Below are 23,638 nucleotides of genomic sequence, written 5' to 3'. Positions count from 1 at the left end.
TCTTATTCAATCATTCGGTAACGGCGTTGCCAGGTTCTCACCTCGCCAGAGTCACGATCGACATGAATCTGGCTGACAACGCGCAGCGTTAAATCATCAGTATTACCGGTACTCTCGACCCGGAAATAGTGACTGTTCACCGCAACAAACGCCTGCATCTGCGCGAGGATCGCTTTGCTCTGCGGATAGTTTGTTTCGAGCGTTTTACTGAACGCGTCAACCGACGCCCACCCTTCTTCCGGGCGCGAGGCAATCAGCCGTGCTGCGTCATCCTCACTTAACGTCCCCGCAGACAGCGCAGACAACAGCGGCGCCTGCCCGGGCTTCAGGGTATTCACGTCCACTTTGCTCTCCGTATCAGGCAGCGCGCACAGCACCTTGCTGGCGCGGGGATAAGCCGCCACCGGAAAACCCGGCAACCGTTTTATCTCGCTGATGGTGCGCATCATCTGATTCGCAGGAAGCCGCTGCGGCGTCACGCCCGCCCAGGCATCGCTTTCCAGAGCCTCTTTTGCGGTTGTGCTGTCAGCGTCCAGATAATCCACCAGTTGTTGATAAACCTCTTCCGCCGCTGCCGTACTGATGCCGCTGTCGATCAGCAACTGTTCAACGATCTGCTCTTTCACCGGCTTTGTCGGCTGCGCGGCGGCGCTATCCGCAGGAGGCGCAGGGTCAATGGCCAGCAGACTGTTCACGTTAAAGCAGGTCTGGGCGTCCTCAATCTGGCTCACGACGGTATAGTTCTCACCCTGAGTTTCCAGCGGTTCGTGCCACGCGCCTTCTGGCGATAATCCATTGCTCTCACCGCTGGCGTCGGTTTGCAGACGATCTTTTATCGCCGCAGCCTGGCCTTGCATCGCCCAGCGCAGCTGCTGCTGACTGACCTGATAGCGGGTTTTCTGCAAATTTCGGCAAAACTGCTGACCGATCTTTGCCGCCAGCGCTGACATCATCACCAGCAAAATCAACACCACCAGCAGCGCGACGCCGCGCTGTTTTTGCGCCGATTGCGTGTTCATTGCTGTTCTCCACCGCGTGCTGGCGGAACCGATGCCGTAACGTCAGCAGGCGTGGGTTGTGCAGCCTCAGCACTTTCATCTTTCTTTTCTCCCTGGATTTCCGGCATGTCTCCCGGCGTCATAAACACCCAGCGCCAGGTATCCCCGTTTTCCATCGTCAGCGTCAGTTCGGCGCCTTCCGGCTGATGGGCGGTTTCAAGCCATGTCGTCTGCCAGCCCTGTCGCCAGAATCGCCACTTCATCGCTTTAACGTTGCTTAAAATCGGTACTTCTTCTGGACTCACGTCAGCCGGGCTATCAATGTCAGGCCAGACATCACGCCACAGGCGATGCGCCTCCAGCCGCCAGCGCACGCGTTCCAGTTGAATTTGCCCACTGACGCCGCTTACCGTCGTCAGCTCGACGGCATGTTGATCCAGACGGAACACATCCGTTTCATTGCGCGGCGCGCGCGGCTGGAGCTGAGAGAAATCGCGCTCCAGCAGGTTACAGGCTCGCTGAAGCTGATTAAGCGTCGTCGCAGCAGCATCCGTTGCCGTGGTGGTGCGCATCGCGCCGTCAAGGATTTGCCAGGCAAGGGTGCTGATCACGGCAAAAATCGTCAGCGCAATCATGATCTCCAGCAGCGTAAAACCTTGCTGGCGACGGAGTGGCGTATTCATTTGCGCTCCTTCGGCGGGACAACCCGCAGCGTGATGACCGGCTGGCCCTCTTCGCCTTCGGCATACACCTGGACTTCATCGGCAAACGCCTTGTCATCGGTTTTCACCCGCTGTTTGCGCCAGTTCCAGCTGCGTCCCCCCATCGTTTCACTGCCTTCTTCAGCGACATCGGGAAAAACGCTTTTTGCAAGCTGCGCTTGCGCGAGCTGGTTTTCCGCAACCCAACTGGCCTGTAGCGTATCGGCAAGACCGTGCGTAAAACGCACATTCAGCGAGACGGAATTCATCAACGCCAGCGCGGCGGTAGAAAAGATCACCAGCGCCACCATGACTTCCAACAACGTCATGCCCTGTTCTTTCGCTTCCGGTTTAGTCATTATTCTCTACCAAAACGGGTGAAGCGCCCTGCGACACCACGCGGAAATGGTGCTGTTTGTCATAGCTCTGCAACGTCAGCGTGAATCGGCTAATTTCCCCATCCGGTAAAAAGAGCACCTGCGGATCGGCATCAGGCGTGGCCGCCAGACGCTGGGGAGCGAGCGAAACGTGCATCTCTTCAGGAAACTGTCCGTGGGTGAAAATACGCCCGGCTGTCAGCGGCGCCCAATGACGCCCGCCGTTTTCCCCGGCCCACTTCACCAGCTGATATTCCGTTGGCGTCATCACCAGCCCGACTATATTTCCGTCCATCACTGCCCGATCAGAACCATATTCAACGAGGGATTGTAATTGCTGGCCTAATATATCTGCGCCGCTGCGTGAGGGTATTGTCGAAACCACCATCATGGCGCAGCTGGCAAAAATAACCAGCGCCAGAATAATTTCCAGCAATGTAAATCCACGTTGCTTATTCATTACTTATCTTTTTTATCTAAAGACCAGTTCGTTATATCATCGGCGGTATTCGCTTCACCATCCGGGCCGGAGGAGAAAACATCTACCGCGCCATGTTCGCCAGGGCTAACCAGAATGTAATCATTTCCCCACGGGTCCTGCGGCAGACGGCGAATATAACCGTCAGCACGATAGCCGTTGGGAATCGGCGCGATCTCCGGCTTCGTCACCAACGCCTGCAACCCCTGTTCGGTGGTTGGGTAGCGATGGTTATCGAGCTTATACATATCCAGCGAGCCTTCCAGGGCGACAATATCGCTGGTCGCTTTTTGCGCATCCGCTTTCTCTTTATTCCCCATCAGATTCGGCACCACCATGCTGGCCAGAACGCCAAGAATAACGATGACCACCATTAATTCGAGCAAAGTAAACCCGGCCTGACCTTTCAGGCTATTTTTTTTCACAGACATAATTAACCCACCATATTATTGAGCTGAAGAAGCGGTTGTAATATTGACAGTACGATAAATAAAACCACCGTCGCCATCGTCACCACCAGCGCCGGTTCAAATACCGACAGCGTTAATGTAATGCGATGTTGTAATGCCGACTCCTGGTTTTCGGCGGCGCGATCCATTAATGAACCGAGTTCGCCGCTCTCTTCGCCAGAAGCAATCATATAAAGCATGGTTGGCGGAAATAATCTGGCCTGCTCCAGTGCGTTATATAATGACGCGCCCTGACGCACGGTATCCGCCGCCTGTTCCAGCACCTGACGCGCATACAGATTCTCAATACCGTCCATCGCGATATACATACCTTCCAGCAACGGCACGCTACTGGCCTGTAAAATGCTCAGGGTGCGGATGTAACGGGCGCTGTTTATTGCACAGACCAGTTTTTTCAGCGGCGAACGGTTCACCAGCCAACGGTGATATGCAAAACGATGACGCTCTTTTTTAAGCCAGGCGTTAAAAGCGATAAACGATCCGACAAGGCCGCCGCCGATAACCATTCCGTAAGCCTGCAAAAAATCGCTGACCGCAATCAGGGTACGGGTGGTGACGGGCAACTGCTGTTTCATATGCACAAACTGTTCGATGACCTGCGGCACCACCGCCACCAGCAGAATAGAGATAACCGCAATCGCCACCACCGTCAGGGTGATGGGATAGACCATCGCCTGCGACAGCTTGCTTTTCATTTTCTGTCGCTGTTCGTTGTATTCAGCCAGCTTTTCCAGCACGCCGCCGAGATGCCCGGTCTTTTCCCCTGCCATCACCAGCGTGCAATAGAGCTTGTCGAAAGTACGCGGAAACTGGCTGAAAGCGTCGAAAAGCGTGTGCCCTTCTACCACTTTATCGCGGATCTCACCGACCATCACCGCCAGCTTTTTGTCTTCCGTCTGCTTAGAAATCGCCTTCAGCGCACTCTCCAGCGGCAGTGCGGCATTAACCAACGTCGACAGCTGGCGGGTAAACATTGAGAGCACCGGTGTCGAAAGTTTTGCGCCTTTCTGAGTCCCCTTTCCGGCGGCGCGCTCGCCGGTGAGCGTAATGCTGATCGGTATCAGCTTCTGTTCGCGCAGCGTCTGGCGTACCTGCTTTGGGCCTTCAGCCTGCAAGGCGCCGCGCCGGGTTTTCCCGGCGGCATCCGTAGCCGTCCATGCGAACCAGGCCATTATTCGTCACCTCCGCGCTCAGCGGTAACACGCATCACTTCCTCCAGCGAGGTGACGCCGGAGATCACCTTCAACAAACCATTTTCCCGCAGGCTGTAGGCCTGCTTAAACAGCTGAGTTTCAATCGACATTTCGTCTTTATCTTCATGAATAGCGCGGCGCATCGCGCTGTCCACCAGCAGAAACTCATGAATACCGGCGCGTCCCTGGTAACCGCTCTGGCGGCACTGTTCACACCCCACGGCGCGATAAATCACATCGGGGGGACTCTCCATAAAACTGAACAGCGGTTTTTCATTATCATCCAGCGGACTGACGGCACGGCAGTGAGGACACAGCCGACGAACCAGACGCTGGGCAATGACGCCAAGCAGCGATGAACCAATTAAAAACGACTCCAGCCCCATATCGCGCAACCGGGTAATCGCTCCCGCCGCGCTGTTGGTATGCAGCGTAGACATGACCAGATGGCCGGTAAGCGACGCCTGAACCGCAATCTGCGCGGTTTCGCCGTCACGAATTTCACCGATCATCACCACATCCGGGTCCTGACGGAGGATCGCGCGCAGGCCTCGGGCAAACGTCATATCCACTCGCGGGTTAACCTGCGTCTGCCCCACGCCTTCCAGTTCATATTCGATCGGATCTTCAACGGTAAGAATATTGCGTTCATGGCCGTTTAGCGCCGAGAGGATGGCGTAAAGCGTCGTGCTCTTACCGGACCCGGTCGGCCCGGTCACCAGGATAATCCCGTGCGGACGGCCAATCAGTCCTTTGAGCTGTTCCAGTTCTTCGTCGATCAACCCCAGCTTATTGATATCCGGTTTCAGGTTGCTTTTATCCAGCAGACGCATGACCACCCGCTCGCCATACTGCGACGGGATGGTTGAGACACGCACATCCACCGCCTTACGCCCAATGCGCAGGGAGATGCGACCGTCCTGCGGCAGGCGTTTTTCGGCGATATCCAGTTTGGACATCACCTTAATCCTCGATACCAGCAGCGGCGCCAGCTTACGCGCGGGCTGCAATACAGGACGCAGCACGCCGTCAACGCGAAAACGGATACTCAGCGTGCGCTCAAAGGTTTCGATATGGATATCCGACGCGCCATCCTTCACCGCCTCGCCAAGAATGGCGTTAATCAGACGGATAACCGGCGAGTTTTCATCGTTATCCAGCAAATCCTCGTTATCGGGGATCTCCTCGGTTAACGCCATCAGATCGATATTGGCATCCATATCATCAACCAGCTGCTGCGAAACACCGCTATTCTGCTGCCAGATTTTAGCCAGCATCTCTTCAAACGCTTCTGGCGTTAATGTTACCGGCGTAAAGGCACGCCCCAGCACGCGACGCATCTCCAGCAGGGCAAACGCGGGCGCATCCTCACGGATATATACGTCGTTGTGATAAAGCAGCACACCGTTGTCTTTTGCGAAGCTGCTGCTGCACAAATTTTTGCTTAATTCATCCACGCGACACCCCCGGCTTACTCTTTAAACGGATTGCGCGACGCCGTGGCTGGCGCAGCAGTGCTGGTTTTTACGGGCGACGGGAACGCGGGCAGAATGGCGTTATCACCCGGCTCCAGGATGCCCATTTTTTTCTCCTCCATACGCTGCTGCTGGCGCGCGCGCACCTGGTCGTATTTCTCTTTCGACGCGGCGCTGTAGTTGTCGTCATCGCGCAGAACAGTGGTATGGATAAAGACCATCAGGTTTCGTTTGGTGGTATCCTGCGAGGTGTAGCGGAACAGTTGCCCCACCAGAGGAATATCGCCAAGCAGCGGCACTTTCGACACATTCTGTTTGGTGACATTTTCGATAAGCCCTCCCAGCACTACCGTCTGCCCGCTGTGAACCATCACTTCGTTATTGATCGTGCGGGTGTTAAAGGTGGGGCCTAAAGACGAATCCTCCGTCGAACTGGCGTCCACGCTGGAAACTTCCTGCTCGATCTTCATGTGGATCATGTCGCCGTCATTAATCTGCGGCAGGATCTTCAACTTCGTCCCCACCGTCTTACGCTCAACGGTGTTAAAGACGTTGTCGCCCGTCGTCGTCTGCGAACCAGAAAGCACCGGCACATCCTGACCAACGTTAAACGACGCTTCCTTGTTATCCAGCGTCACCACGCTCGGCGTGGAGAGAATGTCGTTTTTGCCGTTGGTCGACAGCGCCGTCATCAACGCGCCGAAATCGCCGTTAAAGAAACCTGTCGCCATACCGGTAAAATTCACGCCTTTTATCGTCCCGTTCTTAACCTGGCCGATCGGCAGACCGGTTGCGCCAAACTGTACGCCGCCGTGTTTACTCGTCCACTGCACGCCGAGATCGGTTCCGGCGCCATCCTGCACTTCAGCGATAATGGCTTCCACCAGTACCTGGGGACGGCGAATGTCCAGCTTGTCGATCACCTTCTCAAGCGAGTTCATCACGTTCGGCTGCGCGGTGATCACCAGTGAGTTTGTCGACTCGTCGGCAGTAATATTCAGATCGGTCGCGGCAACCGGCGATTTACTTTTCGCCGCGCCCGGCTTGTCCTTCATCTGCTCCCCAATGCCCGTTAACACCGGCACCACTTTGGCGGCATTGGCATATTTCAGGTAGAAGACGCGGGTATTCCCCTCGTTATTCTGCTCGCGATCAAGCTGCGCTATCAGCGTGCGGGTACGCGCCCGCGCTTCTTCGCTGCCGCTAATGACCAGGCTATTCGTCTCCTCATCCGCCACCACTTTGGTCGCCAGTTGCGGTGCGTTCTGCCCTTTTTGCTCTTCGTTGTTGAGGTTATTCAACATATCCGAAAGTTCTTTCGCAGAGGCGTAATGCAGCGGAACGATTTCGCGCCGCTGTACGCCGGAACGATCGAGGCGCTGAACCAGATCGACCAGGCGGTTCACCACCGAGGCTTTACCGGTGAGCAGCAGGACGTTCGACGGCTCAAAGTGCACCACGTTGCCGATACCGGTCGCATCGTTCAGCTGGCGCAACAGCGGCGCCAGTTCACGTACCGGTACATTTTCCATCCGCACGACGCGGGTAATAATTTCATCCCCTTTACCGGGATTTTTGCTGTCGGCAATCGGCGTTCCCGCGGTTCTCGCAACGGACGAACGAACCACTTTCACCATGCCGTTATCCATCGGAATCACGGAAAGTCCGTACAAATCCAGCACGCTGAGGAAAAACTGATAGTATTCATCTTCGGTCAGGACGTTATACGTCCGAACCGATACGGTTCCCTGTACCGACGGATCGACCAGAATCGTTTTATTGAGATTACGGCCAACCGTATCAATAAATTCACGAATATCAGTATTTTTAAAGCTGGCGCTAAAATTCGCCGCAAAGAGCGAACTGGAATATAACGCCAGAGTTGTCAGCGCCACGCACGCCCACGGAAATTTCTTCATGGCAATTCACTTGTTAGTTGTTTAAAACATTGACCTGAATATTTTCCAGGTGAGCGTGACGTCTTACGACTACCGCCGCTTCTTTCATTTTTGACCAGCCAGCAATGATGCTTTTCGCCTGTTCTTCTTTCGTCATATCGGTACTGTTCACCTTCACAACCACATCGCCCTTCTCCAGCCCACTGTTCTGAAAGAAAGACGAAGCATTGCGCGGGTTGATTTCGTACCCTTCCAGACGACCTTTTTCAATAAACGGTTTTAGCACCAGGACATCATTAAGATGCAGGCTCTCTGCACCGGCATCGTTTGTCGGTTTTTGTAGCGGGCCGCTTTCAACACCGCCTCTGAAATAATCAGGTTTCTTTAATGCCAGTACCTGCGTAGTACCTTCGTAATTAACCACCACATTGTCGTTATTGATCTCCTCAATACAGGCGTTACTCACCCCCACGAGGCTTTCGCCTTCGCGATAACTTTGCTGTCCCGCAGGCGTTTTAATAACGGCAAACGATAGCCATCTTTCATCGCTGCTGACGATGCCTTCAATCTCGGCAGAGAGCGGCGATTTAACCGCTGCTGGCGTATTTCGCTGCCAGACGGCAGGTTGAAAAAGCGCAAATGACTTTTCTTTTTCGTCATTTTTACGCACGTTAATTTTTCTGTTATTTAACTTGTTTGTAACCTTATTATAGTTTTTAAAAACGACATACCCTTGATGCCCGCTGAATATCAGTAAAACAAACATCACGCAGGGTGCAATCAATCGGGAGAAAAGCTGCATCCTCATTATTTAAATGCCTTTAATAAAGCTAAATTTCGCAGCACCGGCTGCGCCAATCGGTGCGGCAAATAGTAATGAGCGGCAAGAAAGTCGACCACTCGCTTTCCCGGCAACTTTATTGCAGAAAAATGTTGACGATTTCACTTACTGGTGTTAGCGAAAATAATCAGAGTAATTTTCTCCTGTCCGGTATTTGCCCGAATAAACCCGCTCAATTATTTTTAGCGCAACGTTTCCAGAAGCCAGAAAGTACAGCGAGACACCATGTATCAGCATCATTTTAAATTTTCCACTCAGCCGTTTGGCAAACTCACCCGGCGAACGGGGGAGTTTTTCGTTCATTATCATCAGGACATCTTTTCCCTGTTGCAGGAAAAAACCAACGTGCCCGGCATCATCGGTCTGTTTTCTGACGAACCTGAATTAAACAATGCCTTTGTGGAAAAACTGCGTAACGGCGGCACACCTGCGCTGGCCATTAACGCCTTCCCCAAACTGAGCGCCAGTACGCTGCTCTATAAACTGAACCCTGCCGTTAAAGAGGGTAAAAACAAAATTTATGCCATTGATGCCATTTTGCGCCAATGGCATGAGGAAACGCCTTCGCGTAATAAAAAAGGCAAACTGCTGATCCTCTCCACGGCACAGGCCATGAAAGATAATTGTTGGGATGTTCTGGGTATGTTGCTGACGCGGGCGCAAGAGCTGAACTTCCCGCTCACGATTCTTCTGACCGGCTCTCCCGATCAGAAATCCCGTCTTCTGGATCATTCTGGTTTACAGCCCCGCGTTCATACCTGCCTTGCGCTACGTTCGCTGACCTGCCGTGAATATCTCGACTACGTCGGGGCACAGATGGACGAACAAAACGTCGATACCTCGCCACTGACGCCCGCACGGGTGCGCAGAATGCATGCGCTGACCAAAGGCCGCGTGACCGGACTCAATAAACTGGCGCATCTGGCGCTGCTTGCCGCATGGACCGAGCGGGCGATACAGGTTTCCCCACGCCATTTACGCCTGGCTGCCGGTGAACTCCTGCCGCCCACGCCGCGCGGTAAACGCCTGGCAACCGCAGGGCTGTTTGCCTCCGTCCTGTTCGCCTGCTGCGGCTGGTACTTTTCCGGCGCGATCGCGTCTCGCCTGCCGCAACAAGTGCCGGTTCCGGCCAGTTGGAAAAAGATGCTGCCTGAGGCGACTGCGCCTGTTATGCCCACCATTGAAAATGAGGTGGTGAATCAGTCGGACGCCATGCATCAGCTCTATCTTATGTGGGGTTATGATGCTTCCGCGAACGATGCGCTATGCCAGAACGCAGCGCGAGTGAACCTGATGTGTCGTCAGGGGAATACGTCTTTACAGGCGCTGGAACAGGAAGGTTATCCGTGGGCAGGAGAGATCAAAACGGGTAATCACCTGAATTACGCCGTCGTGGCCCACGTTGATAAACAGTCGCTCGATCTTCTGATCAATAACCGAACCTGGCAGGTAAGCAGACACTGGTTTAATCAACACGCCACCGGAAATTACACGCTTTTGCATCGTTTAACGCCGCAAGGGAAAGATGAGATTAGCGCGACCAGCGGCGATAAAGACCTGGCGTGGCTGGATCAAACGCTAAGCCAGACGTTGAATGAACCGCTGACCCACTCGCGAAGCTGGACGGCTGAACTGGCAAAACGCACCTGTGAATTTCAGGGTAAGGCAGGACTGCATGTCGACGGCATCGCCGGCGAAGAGACGCTGATGCAGTTAATGCGCGCAACCAACAGCGTTCCGGGCGTACTGGCGCAAACACTAAGCCAGAAGCAGGAACATAAAACGCAAGGGAACACGAAATAATGTCCACCATTTGCCTTGCTGCACAGCGCAGTTTCACGACGGGAGAAGCGGTCTATTTTGCCTGGCGCCTTCCGGCGCCCCAAAAAGTGCTGTTCCGCGCCATGATGTGGCTGCTGACCCTCTGCACGTTTATTATTGCCGGACTGTATGCCCATATTTACTGGAACTGTCAGCATCCGACGCCTGAGCCGAAACCGACAAAAGTGGAAAACCCGGATACCCGGCTTTCTGAGATGCACTATGTTTATATTTCGAAGCCATTCCCGCAGCCAGCCCCCAAACCGGCCCCTGCTCCCCAGGCGTTACCCCCATTGCAGGATGAAGCGCCGGTAAGTCAAGACAACGACTGGCGGCAAGCGCCGGAAGGCGATCTCTCGGATCGGGCATTGCCCGGCGCGGAAGAACAGACGCCATCGTTGAAAGCGCGTTTCCTGCAAGCGTTACAGGAGCAAAAAGAGGACTATCAGCAGGGAAAGATACCGGAACCGCCCGATGACTGATGACGCAAGAAAACATCATTACGCCTTAATGCGCCCCCCAACGGCCTCCGCTTCATTAGCTGAAGAGGAGACAATGGGAAATGTGATTAATATTTTTCTGGCAAGGTCGTCATCGACATTAATCGGCTTTTCTCAATGACGATATAGTTTCCTTTTTTAAGGTCAGAGAGAATTTTGATAATCGTACTGCGGGCAAAATTCGTATACTCCTGAATATAGTCGTATACATTGATGTCACGGTTATGATGAATAATCAGCTCATTAATTTCGATTAAAAATTCACGAATAACAGAGTAAGCGCTACGGGCAACCAAAACATCATCACGTTTGCTAAGCAGGCAAATATACCATGACAGCACCCTGGTGAGATCTGGCCATAAACTGTGTTCAGTCAACAGGCGCATAAACTCATCTTTTTTGATTGAGCGCACGACGGTATTGGTACGAGCAAGCCCATACATATGCAGAGAACCATAAAATATGGCAGACAGCCCAAAGATACACTGCCCTTGCAGGGTAAACATACATAACTCATCGGAGGTACGGCGAAATTCAACGTCACCGCTCACGATAATATGAATATATTCCGAGTCACTGGTGGTGATTTTCTGCCATTTCTTTAAGGTTTTTTCTTTATAACCTGACGTTAAAGAAATAATACGTTCCATTTCATGATGCGGACGAATTTTCTTACCGTAAATGCTTAACATATTATGCCTTTCGAAGAATATTGATTTAAATTTAATGACAAGCGACGAGTGATAACCTCAGCTTAATGTCACTCACTGATTCAACCTGGTTAAAAATAAAATTAAGCAAAAAAAAAGATTGTGCGCGCTAAGCTTCACGACTTTTAGCGTATAAGAAATATCTTCCTGATAAAATCAATCATAGATGAGGGGAATTTAAAGTCAATTAACCATAGATTAATTTGATTTTTATCCAAAATGAATTTCGATGAAAATAAACAAGTTAACTGACTTTTATCACGACGCCAGCGCCATTAATTCTGGCCATATTTTTCCAGTAACGCATTAGCAATCGCTTGCGTTTGCGCATCCGCCACCCCGTTCCATAACGCCGGGCGGAAATGCATCTGGAACGCCATGATCACCCGCTGCTGTTCACGCGCGGTCATCTCCGGTTTGACCTCGTAACCATAACGCGAAAGCAAGTCGAGCAATGATGCGGGATCGACTGGCGTATTGGGCGCGCGTCCCGCCAGATAAAACGCCACGCGCTGTTCATCAGGCCAGGCGCCAATACCCTGCGCCGCCAGATCGCGCCAGGGAAACAGAGGGCCGGGATCGTCTTTACGCTGCGGGGCAATATCCGCATGCGCTACCACGTTTTGCGGCTTAATATCGTAGCGGGCAATGATCTCTTTCGCCAGTGGGATCAGGGCCTGAATTTGCGCAGGTTCAAACGGGGCGAAGTATTTCATTCCCGCCGACTTTTGCCAGCCGCGATTTTCCAGTTCGATACCAACGGACGTGTCGTTGATGCGCGTTGCACCGCGCCAGAAGCTGATGCCCGCGTGCCACGCCAGATCGTGCTCTGGCACCAGTTGCCAGATACGCGGCTTGCCACGGTGAAGCGGCGGTACAGCAGGAATTAAATAGTGCGAGCTGACGTTTTTATCCGTTAACGTCGCCAGAGAGGTATCAAAGTCATCCGCCGTGTAGTGGATGACCAGGATTTTGATGCGCGGGTACGCCGCCTGTGCCTGATGACGGGTATCCAGCTGATACCCGTCTTTATCAATAATCCCTTTCTCGCCCGCGCACCCGGTTAACAGAAGCGCGAACGCGACCAGCCAGAGCAGGCGTCTCATCGGCGCGTTTTTACCGCCGTCCCGCTGACGCTCACCATCAGCATACTGCTGTCTTTGCCTACGGTCTCATAGTCAATGTCGATGCCCACAACCGCATCCGCACCCAGCGCTTTCGCCTGTTCGCCCAGTTCCTGAAAAGCGATTTCACGCGCTTTACGCAACTCTTTTTCATAGGAACCCGAACGTCCGCCGACGATATCGCGAATACCCGCGAAGAAGTCACGGAAAATGTTGGCGCCCAAAATGGCTTCACCCGTTACCACACCGCAATATTCCACGATGTTCTGCCCTTCCAGCGTCGGGGTTGTCGAAAACTGCATAGCCGATCTCCTTGTTTACCTAAGCACTCGATCTCAAACGCATTATCAGACCGATACGCTATCATTGAAAAGATATAATTGATTATCGTAGATCGCTTTTTGGCAGATCGCTTATAAGGAAATCACTATGCGCTACAGCAAACTCTCTCTGCTCGTCCCTTGCGCACTGCTGCTCAGTGCCTGCACAACCGTCACTCCTGCTTATAAAGACAATGGCCCGCGCAGCGGGTCGTGCATAGAAGGCGGGCCGGACAGCGTGGCTCAACAATTTTATGACTACCGCATTCAAAACCGTACTAACGACATTACCGCCCTTCGCCCTTACTTAAGCGACAACCTGGCAAAACTGCTCTCTGACGCCAGCCGTGATGGCGAACACCGCCAGTTGGTGAGCAGCGACCCGTTCTCCAGCCGCACCACCTTCCCGGATAGCGCCAGCGTAGCCAGCGCGTCCACCATTCCTAATCGCGACGCCCGCAACATCCCGCTGCGCGTGGAGCTGAAGCAAGGCGACCAGACCTGGCGCGACGAAGTGCTGATGATCCATGAGGGTCAGTGCTGGGTTATTGATGATGTACGTTATCTTGGCGGCAGCGTCCACGCGCCAGCCGGTACGCTGCGCCAGTCCGTCGAAAACCGCTGATCACCCGACAAAACGTCGATAAATCATAAGCCCCACAAATTGTCTGGCATTCTGCATAGAATGCCGACAATTATTCTTGCCGCCTACCGCCCCCGCTATTTTGTGCTATGTTTAGTGAAGAATGCGGTTTGCATTTAACTTTTAACGCATAAATATTGCATAACTATTCTGTCAAAGGTACTATCTGCGGCCTCAACATACACAAAATCATTCATGATGCGTCGAGGCGGCAAGTGACTGGAGTGACAAATCTGTCAGGAACAGATTTGAACGTCGCGAGCAACGGTCCGTAAGGGCGAGTCTCAGGGTGAGACGAGTCACTCAGCAGCCAACAAAGAGGCAGCATGAAGGATGACGTGTACAGTTATCAGACTGCCAGCATACGAGAATCAATGAGTATTCAATTAAACGGCATTAATTGCTTCTACGGCGCGCATCAGGCGCTGTTCGATATCACGCTGGATTGCCCTCAGGGCGAAACGCTGGTGTTACTTGGCCCAAGCGGAGCGGGTAAAAGCTCGCTGCTGCGTGTACTCAATCTGCTTGAGATGCCGCGCTCCGGCACGCTCACTATCGCAGGAAATCATTTCGACTTCACGAAAACGCCTTCCGACAAGGCGATTCGTGAATTGCGCCAGAACGTAGGCATGGTTTTTCAGCAATACAATCTCTGGCCGCATCTCACGGTACAACAAAACCTGATTGAAGCGCCCTGCCGCGTGCTGGGTCTGTCAAAAGACCAGGCGCTGGCGCGTGCCGAGAAGCTGCTGGAACGTCTGCGCCTGAAACCTTACAGCGATCGCTATCCTCTGCATCTTTCCGGCGGTCAGCAACAGCGTGTGGCTATCGCCCGTGCGTTAATGATGGAGCCGCAGGTGCTGCTGTTTGACGAGCCAACCGCCGCGCTGGACCCGGAAATCACCGCGCAAATCGTCAGTATTATTCGTGAACTGGCGGAAACCAAAATTACCCAGGTGATCGTCACTCACGAAGTAGAAGTGGCGCGTAAAACCGCCAGCCGGGTGATCTATATGGAAAACGGTCACATCGTCGAGCAAGGGGATGCGAGCTGCTTTGCGAACCCGCAGACCGATGCATTTAAAAACTATTTATCTCACTAAGATTCGGGACAATGACAATGAAAAAAGTTCTGATTGCCGCGCTAATTGCAGGCTTTAGCCTTTCCGCTACAGCAGCTCAAACCATCCGTTTCGCCACGGAAGCATCCTACCCTCCGTTCGAATCTATGGATGCCAGTAACAAAATCGTCGGCTTTGACGTCGATCTGGCCAATGCGCTGTGTAAAGAGATTGACGCGACCTGCACCTTTACCAACCAGGCGTTTGACAGCCTGATCCCAAGCCTGAAGTTCCGTCGTTTCGACGCGGTGATGGCCGGTATGGACATCACGCCTGAGCGTGAAAAGCAGGTTCTGTTCACCACGCCTTACTATGACAACTCCGCACTGTTCATCGGTCAGCAGGGTAAATACACCAGCATCGACCAGCTGAAAGGCAAAAAAGTGGGCGTACAGAATGGCACTACCCACCAGAAGTTCATCCTGGATAAGCACCCGGAAATCACCACCGTGCCTTATGACAGCTACCAGAACGCGAAGCTGGATCTGCAAAATGGTCGTATTGACGGCGTGTTCGGCGACACCGCCGTGGTCACTGAATGGCTGAAAGATAATCCGAAGCTGGCGCCGGTTGGCGATAAAGTGACCGACAAAGATTACTTCGGCACCGGCCTCGGCATCGCGGTACGCCAGGGCAACACGGAACTACAGCAGAAATTCAACACTGCGCTGGAAAAAGTGAAGCAAGATGGCACGTACGAAACCATCTACAACAAATGGTTCCAGAAGTAAGACTTGATGAACGAATTTTTTCCTTTAGCAAGCGCCGCCGGGATGACCGTCGGCCTTGCCGTTTGTGCGCTGATCATCGGCCTCGTCCTCGCTATGATTTTTGCCGTCTGGGAGTCCGTAAAATGGCGCCCGATAGCCTGGACAGGTTCCGCACTGGTCACGATTCTGCGCGGCCTGCCGGAAATTCTGGTGGTGCTGTTTATCTATTTCGGTTCCTCTCAGCTTCTGCTGATGCTGTCTGATGGCTTCACCATCAACCTGGGGTTTGTGCAAATCCCGTTGCAGATGCAGATTGAAGACTTCGACGTCAGTCCGTTCCTGTGCGGCGTCATCGCGCTGTCGTTGTTGTATGCGGCATACGCGTCGCAAACGCTGCGCGGCGCGCTGAAAGCGGTTCCGTCTGGACAGTGGGAATCTGGTCAGGCGTTGGGCTTATCAAAAACCGCGATTTTCTTCCGCCTGGTGATGCCGCAAATGTGGCGTCATGCGCTGCCAGGGCTGGGCAACCAGTGGCTGGTATTGCTGAAAGATACCGCGCTGGTCAGCCTTATCAGCGTGAACGATCTGATGCTGCAAACAAAAAGCATCGCCACGCGCACTCAGGAGCCGTTCACCTGGTACATTGTGGCTGCGGCTATCTATCTGGTGATTACGCTGGTGAGTCAGTACATTCTCAAACGCATTGACCTGCGCGCGACACGTTTTGAGCGGAGACCAGGCTGATGTTTGAGTATTTACCTGAACTGATGAAAGGGCTGCACACCAGCCTGACGCTGACGGTTGCGTCTATCATCGTCGCGCTGATCCTGGCGCTGATTTTCACCATCATTCTGACGCTGAAAACGCCGGTGCTGGTATGGCTGGTTCGCGGCTACATTACGCTGTTTACCGGTACGCCGCTGCTGGTGCAAATCTTCCTGATCTACTACGGCCCGGGGCAATTCCCGTCGTTACAGGATTACCCGGTACTCTGGCACCTGCTGTCCGAGCCGTGGCTATGCGCCTTACTTGCCCTGTCGCTCAACAGCGCGGCCTATACCACGCAGCTGTTCTATGGCGCGATCCGTGCGATCCCGGAAGGCCAGTGGCAGTCCTGCGGCGCGCTGGGGATGAGCAAAAAAGATACCCTGGCGATCCTGCTGCCGTACGCGTTTAAACGCGCCCTCTCCTCTTACTCCAATGAGGTGGTGCTGGTCTTCAAGAGTACGTCTCTGGCGTACACCATTACGCTGATGGAAGTGATGGGCCACGGCCAGCTGCTGTACGGTCGTACCTACGATGTGATGGTGTTTGGCGCGGCTGGCGTGATTTATCTGATCGTCAACGGTTTGCTAACCTTGCTGATGCGCCTCATCGAGCGTAAAGCGCTGGCGTTTGAGCGCAGGAATTAAGAACACCATGTAGGCCTGAAAGATGCGTCAGCGTCGCCATCAGGCAATGGCGCAAGCGCCTTATCCAGCCTACAAAATCATCGACATAAATGCATAAAACGAAATCATAAAGACGGGCAAGCCACTAAGCTGTCCGTCTTTTTTTATAACAACAAAAATACTTAATCATTTTTATTGCATATAAATTCATTAAATGGCATTGTAAACCCATGCCGCAGACACGGCGAATAATCATAAGATTGACAGACGGGAGTTCCACCATGAAAAAGTTAGTTCTGGCCGCATTACTCGCTACTTTCGCCGCTGGCGCCTCAGCTGCCGATAAAATCAATTTCGGCGTTTCCGCCACTTACCCGCCGTTCGAATCACTGGATGCGAGCAATAAAATCGTCGGTTTCGATATCGATCTGGCGACTGCGTTATGCAAACAAATGCAGGCCGACTGTACTTTTACCAACCACGCGTTTGACAGCCTGATCCCGGCGCTGAAATTCAAAAAATATGACGCGGTTATCTCTGGTATGGATATTACCCCTGAGCGTAGCAAACAGGTGACGTTCACAAGCCCTTACTATGCCAACTCTGCGCTGGTGATTGCGAAAAAAGACAGCTATAAAACCTTTGCCGACCTGAAAGGGAAACGTATCGGCATGGAAAACGGCACCACGCACCAGAAATACCTGCAAGATAAGCATCCTGAAGTGAAAACCGTGGCTTATGACAGCTACCAGAATGCGATTATCGACCTGAAAAATGGCCGTATTGATGGCGTATTCGGCGATACCGCCGTGGTGAATGAGTGGCTGAAAACCAATCCGCAACTGGGCGCGGCAACAGAAAAAGTGACCGATCCGCAATACTTCGGCACCGGCCTTGGCATCGCTGTGCGCCCGGATAATAAAGCGCTGCTGGAAAAACTGAACGCCGCGCTGATGGCAATCAAAGCTGATGGCACTTATCAGAAAATCAGCGATCAGTGGTTCCCGCAGTAATCTTCCTTGCCGGATGGCGCAGCGCCATCCGGCAATTCTATAAGGGCACAAAGAACCTAAACCGCGCGCCACTCACTGAATCCATCAGCCTGATCCCACCGCCGTGCAGTTCCAGCATCCGTCTTACAATCAGCAGCCCTAACCCTCCGCGATCTTCCCGCGACGCCTGATGCCCCAGCACCGATGGTCGCTGGAACAGTTGGTCACGCAACGCTTCGTCAATACCTGGCCCGCTGTCGCTGACCTCTACCTGTAGCTGCGCCTCCTCCTGCCACACCTTCAGCCGGATAGTGCTCCCCTGCGGCGAATGGCGCACGGCGTTATCCAGCAAATTCGTCACTACCCGCTCTATCATCGAGACGTCAGCATTGATAAGCGGCAGGGAATGCGGCATATCGACCTGCAAATGCAACTGCCGGGTCTCTATCGTCAGATCGAATTTTTGCGCCACATCCTGAATCAGCTCACCAATAGCAAAGCGCTCCAGTTGCGGTTTAATGCTGCCATGCTCAAGCCGCGCCAGCTCGAAAAGCTGCTGCGACAGGTGCCGCACCTTGTGCCCCTGACGCAGCGCAGTAGCGAGATATTGCTGCGTTTCCTGCGGCGTCAGCGTAGCGGATTTAAGCGATAGCGTTTCCAGGTAGCCCAGCAATGACGTCAGCGGCGTGCGTAAGTCATGCGATATATTGGCGATAAACTCCCGGCGCTGCCGGTCGCTGTCGGCCAGTTGATCCCACTGACCGGCGATTTTGCGCGCCAGCTCGATAAAAGTATTGCGCAGCACCGCAACTTCATCACTCACCGTGGTTTCCGGCTGCTGTGCCGCCAGCTGTTTGATGGCGGTAATGCTGTCCTGCTCCAGCCCGGCAACATCCATCGTCAGGCGTTTTACCGGGCGCGTCACCCAGTACCAGATCAGTAACCCCGCCAGCAGGCCGAACAGCGCCACCCATAGCAGGGACCACAACACCGTACTCCAGAGTGCTTTATGCCAGGCCATTTCTGCCAGCGCATTTGACTCTTCACCTTGCAGGATGATGTACAAATAGCCTTTAAGCTCACCATCCTGACGTAAAGGGGTAACGCTGAAAACCTTCTGACTCTGACTACGCGGATCGTCGCCATAGACGGGCATCGCTGCGCCGCTGAGAAAGGTTTGCAATGGACTAATATCGATCTTTTGCCGCTGGATATGGCCCGGCGGCGCGGCATCGGCCAGCAGTTCGCCGTCAGAAGAGACGACATACAGCTCAACGCTCGGGTTAAAGGTCATCAGGCGGTCAAACAGCGGCTTCAGCACGCTGCGGTCAACTCTGCCCTGCGCATCCAGAATGGGTTCACGCTGCACAATCTGTTGCGCCAGCCCGCCGGACAGCCGCTGCACCATCGCGTTGCCGTACTGCATGCTGCTGTAGAGTTGCACCGCGCAGGCAACGGTGGCGCAGAGCATCAGCAGCAGAATGAACAGCAGCGTCAGCCGCTGGCTCAGGCTAAAGCGCCGCATCATGGTTCAGCTCCGCAAATTTGTAACCTTTGCCCCAGACGGTACGAATAATCTCCGGTTCAGCGGCATCTTTTTCAATCTTGATACGCAGGCGATTAATGTGGGTGTTGACGGTGTGCTCATACCCTTCGTGCTGATAGCCCCAGACCTGTTCCAGCAGCGCCAGACGCGAAAAGACTTCGCCGGGATGACGGGCAAAGAAGTACAGCAGCTCAAATTCACGCGGCGTGAGGTCCACGTCCTGACCGTGCAGGCGCACCGTACGCGCCAGCGGATCAAGCGTCAGGCCATGAGCCTGAATATGCCCGGCAGTCTGTGCCTGCCCCATAGCCTGCTGTCGGCGAAACAGCGCTTTGATGCGCGCGATCAGCTCCTGCACCGAGAAGGGTTTTGCCAGGTAATCATCTGCCCCGGTTTCCAGCCCGGTAATGCGGTCCGTTTCGCTGCTGCGGGCGCTGATGATAATCACCGGCAGGTAGCGGGTCATCTGACGGATGCGACGACAGATTTCCAGACCGTCAACGTTGGGGAGCATCAGGTCGAGGATCACGGCATCCCAGGGCTGGGTTTCAAGGCACTGTAACGCCTTGCCCCCATCCGGTTGGTGAGTAATGGCGTAGCCTTCGTCTTCTAAATTGAGGCGCAGGAGCGCCGCGATGTCGTGGTCATCTTCCACCAGCAGGATCTGCTTCATGGGTAAGCCTTCATTCTCTCAATGCCAATGACTTAAGCTTACCCGATTTCACAGGGGGGAAGAGTTCACATTTTGTTGAACTTTGTGCGGCCGTTGCGCCAGGCGGCGGCTTCGCTTTACCCGGCCTACCGGTCAGCGTGCTTTGGTCAACAGCGTTAACACTTCATAATGCGCGGTATGCGGGAACATATCGAAAAGTTGAACACGCTCAATACGGTAGCCCGGCAAGTTGGCAATGTCCTTTGCCATCGTCTGCGCGTTGCAGCTGGAGTAGATGATGTATTCCGGCGCCATCTGGCTAAGATAGTCGCACAGGGCTTTTCCAATGCCGCGACGCGGCGGGTTCACCAGCACCAGTTCCGGCACTTCCCCTTGCGCGGTGGCGAATCGGGTGGAATCCAGCGCCTGAAAATGAAGATTCGTCAGCCCCAGTTCCGCAGCGGATTGCTTCGCGCAGGCGATTGCCTCTGGTGCGATCTCAATGCCCGTCAACGTCATCTCCGGGGTGGCGCAGTGCAAACCAAATCCCCCGACGCCGCAAAACAGATCCCACATGTGATGAACAGGCAGCTGACGCACCCAGTCACGCGCCGTCGCATACAGATGGCTCGCAACGACCGGGTTGGTCTGGAAAAAGCTCTGCGGACGGATCCACAGCGGCACATCGTTAAAACGTTCTGCCAGCGCCTGCTGCTCCGTCAGGAAGATCTCCATCTCCCCTTCCATAATCGCCATGTGTACCGGTTGAATATTCGCGGTAATAACCTTCAGCTGCGGTAACTGCGCCTGTAGCCACGGCAGCGCCGCGCGCAGCTGCGCCAGTTTGGTTTCTGAGCGCAGCACGAACCGCAGCATCATGCCGCCATCGAACTGGCTTTCCGTCAGCAGGATGTATTTCAGCTCGCCGCGTTTGCGCGCCACGTTGTAAGGCGTTAACCCGGCACGGGCGATGAACGGCTTCAGCGTGGCGAAAACGGGAGCAAACGTGTCGGGATAGAGCGGACAGTCGCTCAAATCCTCCGGGGTGCCGTCGCGATGCAACATGCCTAACAGCGGCTTTTCCACGCTGCCGCTGACCACCATTTTGGCTTTATTACGAAAGGCCTGTTCCGGGCCGCTGACCGGCGCGCACCACTGTTCAACCGAAAAATCGGCAAGCAGCCCCTTTAGATCGGCGGTTTTGGCGGAGAGTTGATCGCGGATCGGCTGGACTATCCACTGACAGGATCGACAGCGACCGGCGTCGTAGAGTGCGCACTGCATACAAAGACCTTCATATTACCAGGGGCGAGGATTATACACGTTATTGCAAACGGAAGAACCGCCTGCTGCCCGCAGGGATAAAGAGCAGCATCAGAACCAGCATGTCCGGCAATTTCTGCATCACCAGCGTGTGCAAAATTTCGCGTTTCGACTCCCCGGCAATACTGAACAGTTCCGGGTAGCCATAGCCCAACGACGCCGCCCACAGATAACCTGTGGCAATAACCTGCGTGAGCAGGTACACCCAGCGCGCCCAGTTGCGCCCTTTCACCAGCGAAAACGCGCAATATATTTCAGTAAAGACCAGCGCCAGGCTGCCTAAAAACACCAGCGTCAGATTCCAGGTTTGCACGCTGCGATGAATAAACTCCCCCATTCCCCGCATGCCGAGCGTGTTAAAAATCATCAGCAAATCGAGGCAGCGGATCAAAATAATCGCGAGCGCCGCCACCTGCACCAGCGTGGGTACATTTAAACGGGCATGTGATGAGGATGATTTCTTAAAAAATCCCAACGAATCGTCTTCCATGAAAACGTTACCGCGTTTGCCCACGGTAACGTGTTGCCAGGTTGGCAGATTTTAGTTTCTTCAGCCGCGTCTTGCACGTTGGATATCACGCATTCGCTGCTTTTCTGCGCGCGCCATCAGATACCAGGCGATAAAACCGACAATGCCTACCACGCCGAGGATAAGGGTCGCCAGCGCGTTAATCTCCGGGTTAACCCCCATACGCACGCTGGAGAAGACCAGCATCGGCAATGTCGTCGCCCCCGGGCCAGAGACAAAACTGGCGATCACCAGATCGTCCAGCGACAGCGTGAAAGCCAGCAGCCATCCAGAGATCACCGCAGGCATGATCATCGGCAGCGTAATCACAAAGAACACTTTTAACGGCGTCGCGCCAAGATCCATCGCCGCCTCTTCAATCGAGCGATCCAGTTCGCGCAGACGCGATGAAATAACCACCGCCACATAGGCCGTACAGAAGGTAACGTGCGCCAGCCAGATTGTCAGCATTCCGCGATCTGCGGGCCAGCCGATAGCATGGGCCAGGGCCACAAACAGCAGCAACAGCGACAGCCCGGTAATCACATCCGGCATAACCAGCGGCGCGGTGATCATAAACGCAAAGCCATTCGCTCCACGAAAACGGCCAAAACGCACCATTACCACGGCGGCAATCGTCCCCAGAATAGCCGCCATTGTCGCGGCGCAAGCGGCAATCGTGAGGCTCAGGCCGACGGCGCTTATCATCGCGCTATCCCGGAACAGCTCGCCATACCAGCGCGTAGACCACCCCGCCCAGACGGTCACCAGCTTCGAGCTGTTAAACGAATAGATGACCAGCATCAGCATCGGCGCATACAGGAAGGTAAACCCGAGCACCAGAATAACAATTCGCCAGGGCGAACGAACCACCGGTAAAGTATTCATCCGAGTTCCCCCTCGCTTTTTTGCTGATGCTTATGGAACCAGATAATCGGTACAATCAGCAGCAATAACATGATGATAGCCACCGCAGAGGCCACCGGCCAGTCGCGGTTGTTGAAGAACTCCTGCCACAGTACGCGGCCGATCATAATGCTGTCTGGCCCGCCGAGCAGTTCCGGGATCACAAATTCCCCCACCGCCGGAATAAACACCAGCATCGATCCGGCGATAATGCCCCCTTTCGTTAACGGCACAATGACGCTAAAGAAGGTTTTCAGCGGACGCGCGCCCAGATCCAGCGAGGCCTCCACCAGCGAATAGTCAATGCGCGTCAGCGCGATATAAATCGGCAGTACCATAAACGGCAGATAGGCGTAGACAATACCGATATACACCGCCAGATTGGTATGCAAAATCGTCAGGGGATGATCGATAACCCCCAGCCACATCAGGAAGTTGTTCAGCACGCCGTTATTTTTCAGAATCCCCATCCAGGCGTAAACGCGGATCAGAAACGAGGTCCAGGACGGCAGGATCACCAGCAACAGCAGAATATTACGCGTCGACGGCCTGCTGTGCGCCACCGCCCAGGCCAGCGGATACCCCAGCAGCAAACAGCAGAGAGTCGAAACGCCCGCCACCTGCAAAGACTGCAAATAGGCGTCAAAATAGAGCGGATCGTCCGTCAGTTGCAGGAAGTTTCCCAGATTGAGGGTCAGGGATAGCTGCCCGTCGGCCCACGCCACCAGATCGGTATAGGGCGGGATCGCCCGCGCCATCTCCGCCAGGCTGATTTTAAACACAATCAGAAACGGCAGCAGAAAAAGCAGGATCAGCCAAAGGTACGGCACTGCGATGACCAGCTTACGCCCATGCTTCATTTGCACCCGCGCCAGCCACAGCGTCAGGCCGCCGGGCTTTTTATCGCGAGCCGGAGGTTCAAGTGTACTCATTTTCGCTC

Annotated in this window: 26 protein-coding genes; 8 read left to right on the top strand and 18 right to left on the bottom strand. The window is 54.1% G+C overall.

The genetic code is table 11. From position 1 onward, the window contains the following. Window positions 1-2 precede the first annotated feature (2 nt). Genes gspK through gspC form a run of 9 tightly spaced genes read right to left on the bottom strand, consistent with a single transcriptional unit; the run spans window position 3 to window position 8,356 of the window. Window positions 3-1,019: a type II secretion system minor pseudopilin GspK gene (gene gspK / locus OGV50_RS22045; protein ID WP_200028519.1), complete on the bottom strand. Its 1,017-nt coding sequence runs from the start codon at window positions 1,017-1,019 to the stop codon at window positions 3-5. Then, window positions 1,016-1,681 (bottom strand): type II secretion system minor pseudopilin GspJ, encoded by a 666-nt coding sequence (gene gspJ / locus OGV50_RS22040; protein ID WP_200028516.1) that lies wholly within the window; start codon window positions 1,679-1,681, stop codon window positions 1,016-1,018. Before gspJ ends, gspK begins: the two co-directional genes overlap by 4 nt. Further along, window positions 1,678-2,058, bottom strand: coding sequence for a type II secretion system minor pseudopilin GspI (gspI, locus tag OGV50_RS22035; RefSeq protein ID WP_110494437.1), 381 nt, complete (start codon window positions 2,056-2,058; stop codon window positions 1,678-1,680). Before gspI ends, gspJ begins: the two co-directional genes overlap by 4 nt. Beyond that, window positions 2,051-2,536, bottom strand: a complete 486-nt coding sequence (gene gspH, locus OGV50_RS22030) for a type II secretion system minor pseudopilin GspH (protein ID WP_012133074.1) — start codon at window positions 2,534-2,536, stop codon at window positions 2,051-2,053. Before gspH ends, gspI begins: the two co-directional genes overlap by 8 nt. Then, window positions 2,536-2,985, bottom strand: coding sequence for a type II secretion system major pseudopilin GspG (gene gspG / locus OGV50_RS22025; protein WP_012133075.1), 450 nt, complete (start codon window positions 2,983-2,985; stop codon window positions 2,536-2,538). The genes gspH and gspG overlap by 1 nt, the downstream gene beginning before the upstream one ends. Window positions 2,986-2,987: 2 nt before the next feature. After that, a complete protein-coding gene (gspF, locus tag OGV50_RS22020; protein ID WP_200092283.1) occupies window positions 2,988-4,196 on the bottom strand; it encodes a type II secretion system inner membrane protein GspF in 1,209 nt (402 codons plus the stop codon). Continuing rightward, entirely contained in the window at window positions 4,196-5,674 is a 1,479-nt protein-coding gene (gene gspE / locus OGV50_RS22015) for a type II secretion system ATPase GspE (RefSeq protein ID WP_012133077.1), read from the bottom strand. Before gspE ends, gspF begins: the two co-directional genes overlap by 1 nt. Before the next feature lie 14 nt (window positions 5,675-5,688). Next, window positions 5,689-7,611 carry a type II secretion system secretin GspD gene (gene gspD, locus OGV50_RS22010; RefSeq protein WP_286488778.1) on the bottom strand — a complete coding sequence of 641 codons (1,923 nt, stop codon included), beginning with the start codon at window positions 7,609-7,611 and terminating at the stop codon, window positions 5,689-5,691. 13 nt (window positions 7,612-7,624) lie between these two features. Continuing rightward, entirely contained in the window at window positions 7,625-8,356 is a 732-nt protein-coding gene (gene gspC / locus OGV50_RS22005) for a type II secretion system protein GspC (RefSeq protein ID WP_200031553.1), read from the bottom strand. Between the two features lie 300 nt (window positions 8,357-8,656). On the opposite strand from gspC, the gene OGV50_RS22000 reads away from it, so the two are divergent. Both OGV50_RS22000 and OGV50_RS21995 read left to right on the top strand, forming a co-directional pair. Continuing rightward, window positions 8,657-10,234, top strand: coding sequence for an ExeA family protein (locus OGV50_RS22000; RefSeq protein ID WP_286488777.1), 1,578 nt, complete (start codon window positions 8,657-8,659; stop codon window positions 10,232-10,234). Then, window positions 10,234-10,734 (top strand): type II secretion system protein GspB, cryptic system variant, encoded by a 501-nt coding sequence (locus OGV50_RS21995; RefSeq protein WP_012133084.1) that lies wholly within the window; start codon window positions 10,234-10,236, stop codon window positions 10,732-10,734. The genes OGV50_RS22000 and OGV50_RS21995 overlap by 1 nt, the downstream gene beginning before the upstream one ends. Window positions 10,735-10,820: 86 nt before the next feature. On the opposite strand, the gene OGV50_RS21990 is transcribed toward OGV50_RS21995, so the two are convergent. The 3 genes from OGV50_RS21990 to OGV50_RS21980 form a co-directional block, all read right to left on the bottom strand. Next, a complete protein-coding gene (locus OGV50_RS21990; RefSeq protein ID WP_012133085.1) occupies window positions 10,821-11,444 on the bottom strand; it encodes a helix-turn-helix domain-containing protein in 624 nt (207 codons plus the stop codon). Window positions 11,445-11,737: 293 nt separating this feature from the next. Next, window positions 11,738-12,568, bottom strand: a complete 831-nt coding sequence (locus OGV50_RS21985; protein WP_047457875.1) for an N-acetylmuramoyl-L-alanine amidase — start codon at window positions 12,566-12,568, stop codon at window positions 11,738-11,740. Then, entirely contained in the window at window positions 12,565-12,888 is a 324-nt protein-coding gene (locus OGV50_RS21980) for a heavy metal-binding domain-containing protein (protein WP_012133087.1), read from the bottom strand. The genes OGV50_RS21985 and OGV50_RS21980 overlap by 4 nt, the downstream gene beginning before the upstream one ends. Before the next feature lie 127 nt (window positions 12,889-13,015). Between OGV50_RS21980 and OGV50_RS21975 the strand changes: the two genes are divergently transcribed. From OGV50_RS21975 to artJ, 6 genes are all read left to right on the top strand, one after another. Further along, window positions 13,016-13,531, top strand: coding sequence for a lipoprotein (locus OGV50_RS21975; protein WP_112002226.1), 516 nt, complete (start codon window positions 13,016-13,018; stop codon window positions 13,529-13,531). A 392-nt stretch (window positions 13,532-13,923) separates the two neighbouring features. After that, the gene (artP, locus tag OGV50_RS21970; RefSeq protein WP_024130493.1) at window positions 13,924-14,652 is read left to right on the top strand and encodes an arginine ABC transporter ATP-binding protein ArtP; all 729 of its coding nucleotides are present in this window, start codon (window positions 13,924-13,926) and stop codon (window positions 14,650-14,652) included. 17 nt (window positions 14,653-14,669) lie between these two features. Continuing rightward, complete coding sequence (gene artI, locus OGV50_RS21965; RefSeq protein WP_200092263.1) at window positions 14,670-15,401, top strand: arginine ABC transporter substrate-binding protein ArtI; 732 nt, start codon at window positions 14,670-14,672, stop codon at window positions 15,399-15,401. Window positions 15,402-15,407: 6 nt separating this feature from the next. Then, complete coding sequence (artQ, locus tag OGV50_RS21960; RefSeq protein ID WP_049009773.1) at window positions 15,408-16,124, top strand: arginine ABC transporter permease ArtQ; 717 nt, start codon at window positions 15,408-15,410, stop codon at window positions 16,122-16,124. Then, the gene (gene artM, locus OGV50_RS21955; protein WP_012133092.1) at window positions 16,124-16,792 is read left to right on the top strand and encodes an arginine ABC transporter permease ArtM; all 669 of its coding nucleotides are present in this window, start codon (window positions 16,124-16,126) and stop codon (window positions 16,790-16,792) included. Before artQ ends, artM begins: the two co-directional genes overlap by 1 nt. A 260-nt stretch (window positions 16,793-17,052) precedes the next feature. After that, window positions 17,053-17,784 carry an arginine ABC transporter substrate-binding protein ArtJ gene (gene artJ, locus OGV50_RS21950; RefSeq protein ID WP_199976555.1) on the top strand — a complete coding sequence of 244 codons (732 nt, stop codon included), beginning with the start codon at window positions 17,053-17,055 and terminating at the stop codon, window positions 17,782-17,784. Window positions 17,785-17,821: 37 nt separating this feature from the next. On the opposite strand, the gene OGV50_RS21945 is transcribed toward artJ, so the two are convergent. From OGV50_RS21945 to potH, 6 genes are all read right to left on the bottom strand, one after another. Beyond that, on the bottom strand, window positions 17,822-19,291 hold the full coding sequence (locus OGV50_RS21945; RefSeq protein WP_058668872.1) for a sensor histidine kinase: 1,470 nt from the start codon (window positions 19,289-19,291) through the stop codon (window positions 17,822-17,824). Further along, a complete protein-coding gene (locus OGV50_RS21940) occupies window positions 19,275-19,982 on the bottom strand; it encodes a response regulator transcription factor (RefSeq protein WP_047457883.1) in 708 nt (235 codons plus the stop codon). The genes OGV50_RS21945 and OGV50_RS21940 overlap by 17 nt, the downstream gene beginning before the upstream one ends. A gap of 132 nt (window positions 19,983-20,114) precedes the next feature. After that, window positions 20,115-21,245 carry a 23S rRNA (uracil(747)-C(5))-methyltransferase RlmC gene (gene rlmC / locus OGV50_RS21935; protein WP_286488776.1) on the bottom strand — a complete coding sequence of 377 codons (1,131 nt, stop codon included), beginning with the start codon at window positions 21,243-21,245 and terminating at the stop codon, window positions 20,115-20,117. Between the two features lie 40 nt (window positions 21,246-21,285). Further along, complete coding sequence (locus OGV50_RS21930; RefSeq protein WP_071260108.1) at window positions 21,286-21,774, bottom strand: YbjO family protein; 489 nt, start codon at window positions 21,772-21,774, stop codon at window positions 21,286-21,288. A 60-nt stretch (window positions 21,775-21,834) separates the two neighbouring features. Then, entirely contained in the window at window positions 21,835-22,680 is an 846-nt protein-coding gene (potI, locus tag OGV50_RS21925; RefSeq protein ID WP_012133100.1) for a putrescine ABC transporter permease PotI, read from the bottom strand. Further along, on the bottom strand, window positions 22,677-23,630 hold the full coding sequence (potH, locus tag OGV50_RS21920) for a putrescine ABC transporter permease PotH (protein WP_286451382.1): 954 nt from the start codon (window positions 23,628-23,630) through the stop codon (window positions 22,677-22,679). Before potH ends, potI begins: the two co-directional genes overlap by 4 nt. Between the last annotated feature and the right edge of the window lie 8 nt (window positions 23,631-23,638).

The organism is Citrobacter sp. CK180 (genome assembly GCF_030333655.1).
GTDB classification, from domain to species: Bacteria; Pseudomonadota; Gammaproteobacteria; order Enterobacterales; family Enterobacteriaceae; genus Citrobacter_B; species Citrobacter_B koseri.
The sequence above is the reverse complement of the archived record's forward strand: the minus strand, read 5'-3'. Positions and strand labels throughout refer to the sequence as shown.

What these genes read in the sequence shown, in the direction of transcription:
- gspD (WP_286488778.1), bottom strand. Translation starts at nt 7,611, where the DNA reads ATGAAGAAATTTCCGTGGGCGTGCGTGGCGCTGACAACTCTGGCGTTA.
- gspH (WP_012133074.1), bottom strand. Translation starts at nt 2,536, where the DNA reads ATGAATAAGCAACGTGGATTTACATTGCTGGAAATTATTCTGGCGCTG.
- artJ (WP_199976555.1), top strand. Translation starts at nt 17,053, where the DNA reads ATGAAAAAGTTAGTTCTGGCCGCATTACTCGCTACTTTCGCCGCTGGC.
- OGV50_RS22000 (WP_286488777.1), top strand. Translation starts at nt 8,657, where the DNA reads ATGTATCAGCATCATTTTAAATTTTCCACTCAGCCGTTTGGCAAACTC.
- gspK (WP_200028519.1), bottom strand. Translation starts at nt 1,019, where the DNA reads ATGAACACGCAATCGGCGCAAAAACAGCGCGGCGTCGCGCTGCTGGTG.
- rlmC (WP_286488776.1), bottom strand. Translation starts at nt 21,245, where the DNA reads ATGCAGTGCGCACTCTACGACGCCGGTCGCTGTCGATCCTGTCAGTGG.
- OGV50_RS21985 (WP_047457875.1), bottom strand. Translation starts at nt 12,568, where the DNA reads ATGAGACGCCTGCTCTGGCTGGTCGCGTTCGCGCTTCTGTTAACCGGG.
- potI (WP_012133100.1), bottom strand. Translation starts at nt 22,680, where the DNA reads ATGAATACTTTACCGGTGGTTCGTTCGCCCTGGCGAATTGTTATTCTG.
- OGV50_RS21945 (WP_058668872.1), bottom strand. Translation starts at nt 19,291, where the DNA reads ATGATGCGGCGCTTTAGCCTGAGCCAGCGGCTGACGCTGCTGTTCATT.
- gspG (WP_012133075.1), bottom strand. Translation starts at nt 2,985, where the DNA reads ATGTCTGTGAAAAAAAATAGCCTGAAAGGTCAGGCCGGGTTTACTTTG.
- OGV50_RS21940 (WP_047457883.1), bottom strand. Translation starts at nt 19,982, where the DNA reads ATGAAGCAGATCCTGCTGGTGGAAGATGACCACGACATCGCGGCGCTC.
- artP (WP_024130493.1), top strand. Translation starts at nt 13,924, where the DNA reads ATGAGTATTCAATTAAACGGCATTAATTGCTTCTACGGCGCGCATCAG.
- artI (WP_200092263.1), top strand. Translation starts at nt 14,670, where the DNA reads ATGAAAAAAGTTCTGATTGCCGCGCTAATTGCAGGCTTTAGCCTTTCC.
- potH (WP_286451382.1), bottom strand. Translation starts at nt 23,630, where the DNA reads ATGAGTACACTTGAACCTCCGGCTCGCGATAAAAAGCCCGGCGGCCTG.
- gspI (WP_110494437.1), bottom strand. Translation starts at nt 2,058, where the DNA reads ATGACTAAACCGGAAGCGAAAGAACAGGGCATGACGTTGTTGGAAGTC.
- gspF (WP_200092283.1), bottom strand. Translation starts at nt 4,196, where the DNA reads ATGGCCTGGTTCGCATGGACGGCTACGGATGCCGCCGGGAAAACCCGG.
- OGV50_RS21930 (WP_071260108.1), bottom strand. Translation starts at nt 21,774, where the DNA reads ATGGAAGACGATTCGTTGGGATTTTTTAAGAAATCATCCTCATCACAT.
- OGV50_RS21995 (WP_012133084.1), top strand. Translation starts at nt 10,234, where the DNA reads ATGTCCACCATTTGCCTTGCTGCACAGCGCAGTTTCACGACGGGAGAA.
- OGV50_RS21975 (WP_112002226.1), top strand. Translation starts at nt 13,016, where the DNA reads ATGCGCTACAGCAAACTCTCTCTGCTCGTCCCTTGCGCACTGCTGCTC.
- OGV50_RS21990 (WP_012133085.1), bottom strand. Translation starts at nt 11,444, where the DNA reads ATGTTAAGCATTTACGGTAAGAAAATTCGTCCGCATCATGAAATGGAA.
- OGV50_RS21980 (WP_012133087.1), bottom strand. Translation starts at nt 12,888, where the DNA reads ATGCAGTTTTCGACAACCCCGACGCTGGAAGGGCAGAACATCGTGGAA.
- artM (WP_012133092.1), top strand. Translation starts at nt 16,124, where the DNA reads ATGTTTGAGTATTTACCTGAACTGATGAAAGGGCTGCACACCAGCCTG.
- artQ (WP_049009773.1), top strand. Translation starts at nt 15,408, where the DNA reads ATGAACGAATTTTTTCCTTTAGCAAGCGCCGCCGGGATGACCGTCGGC.
- gspJ (WP_200028516.1), bottom strand. Translation starts at nt 1,681, where the DNA reads ATGAATACGCCACTCCGTCGCCAGCAAGGTTTTACGCTGCTGGAGATC.
- gspC (WP_200031553.1), bottom strand. Translation starts at nt 8,356, where the DNA reads ATGTTTGTTTTACTGATATTCAGCGGGCATCAAGGGTATGTCGTTTTT.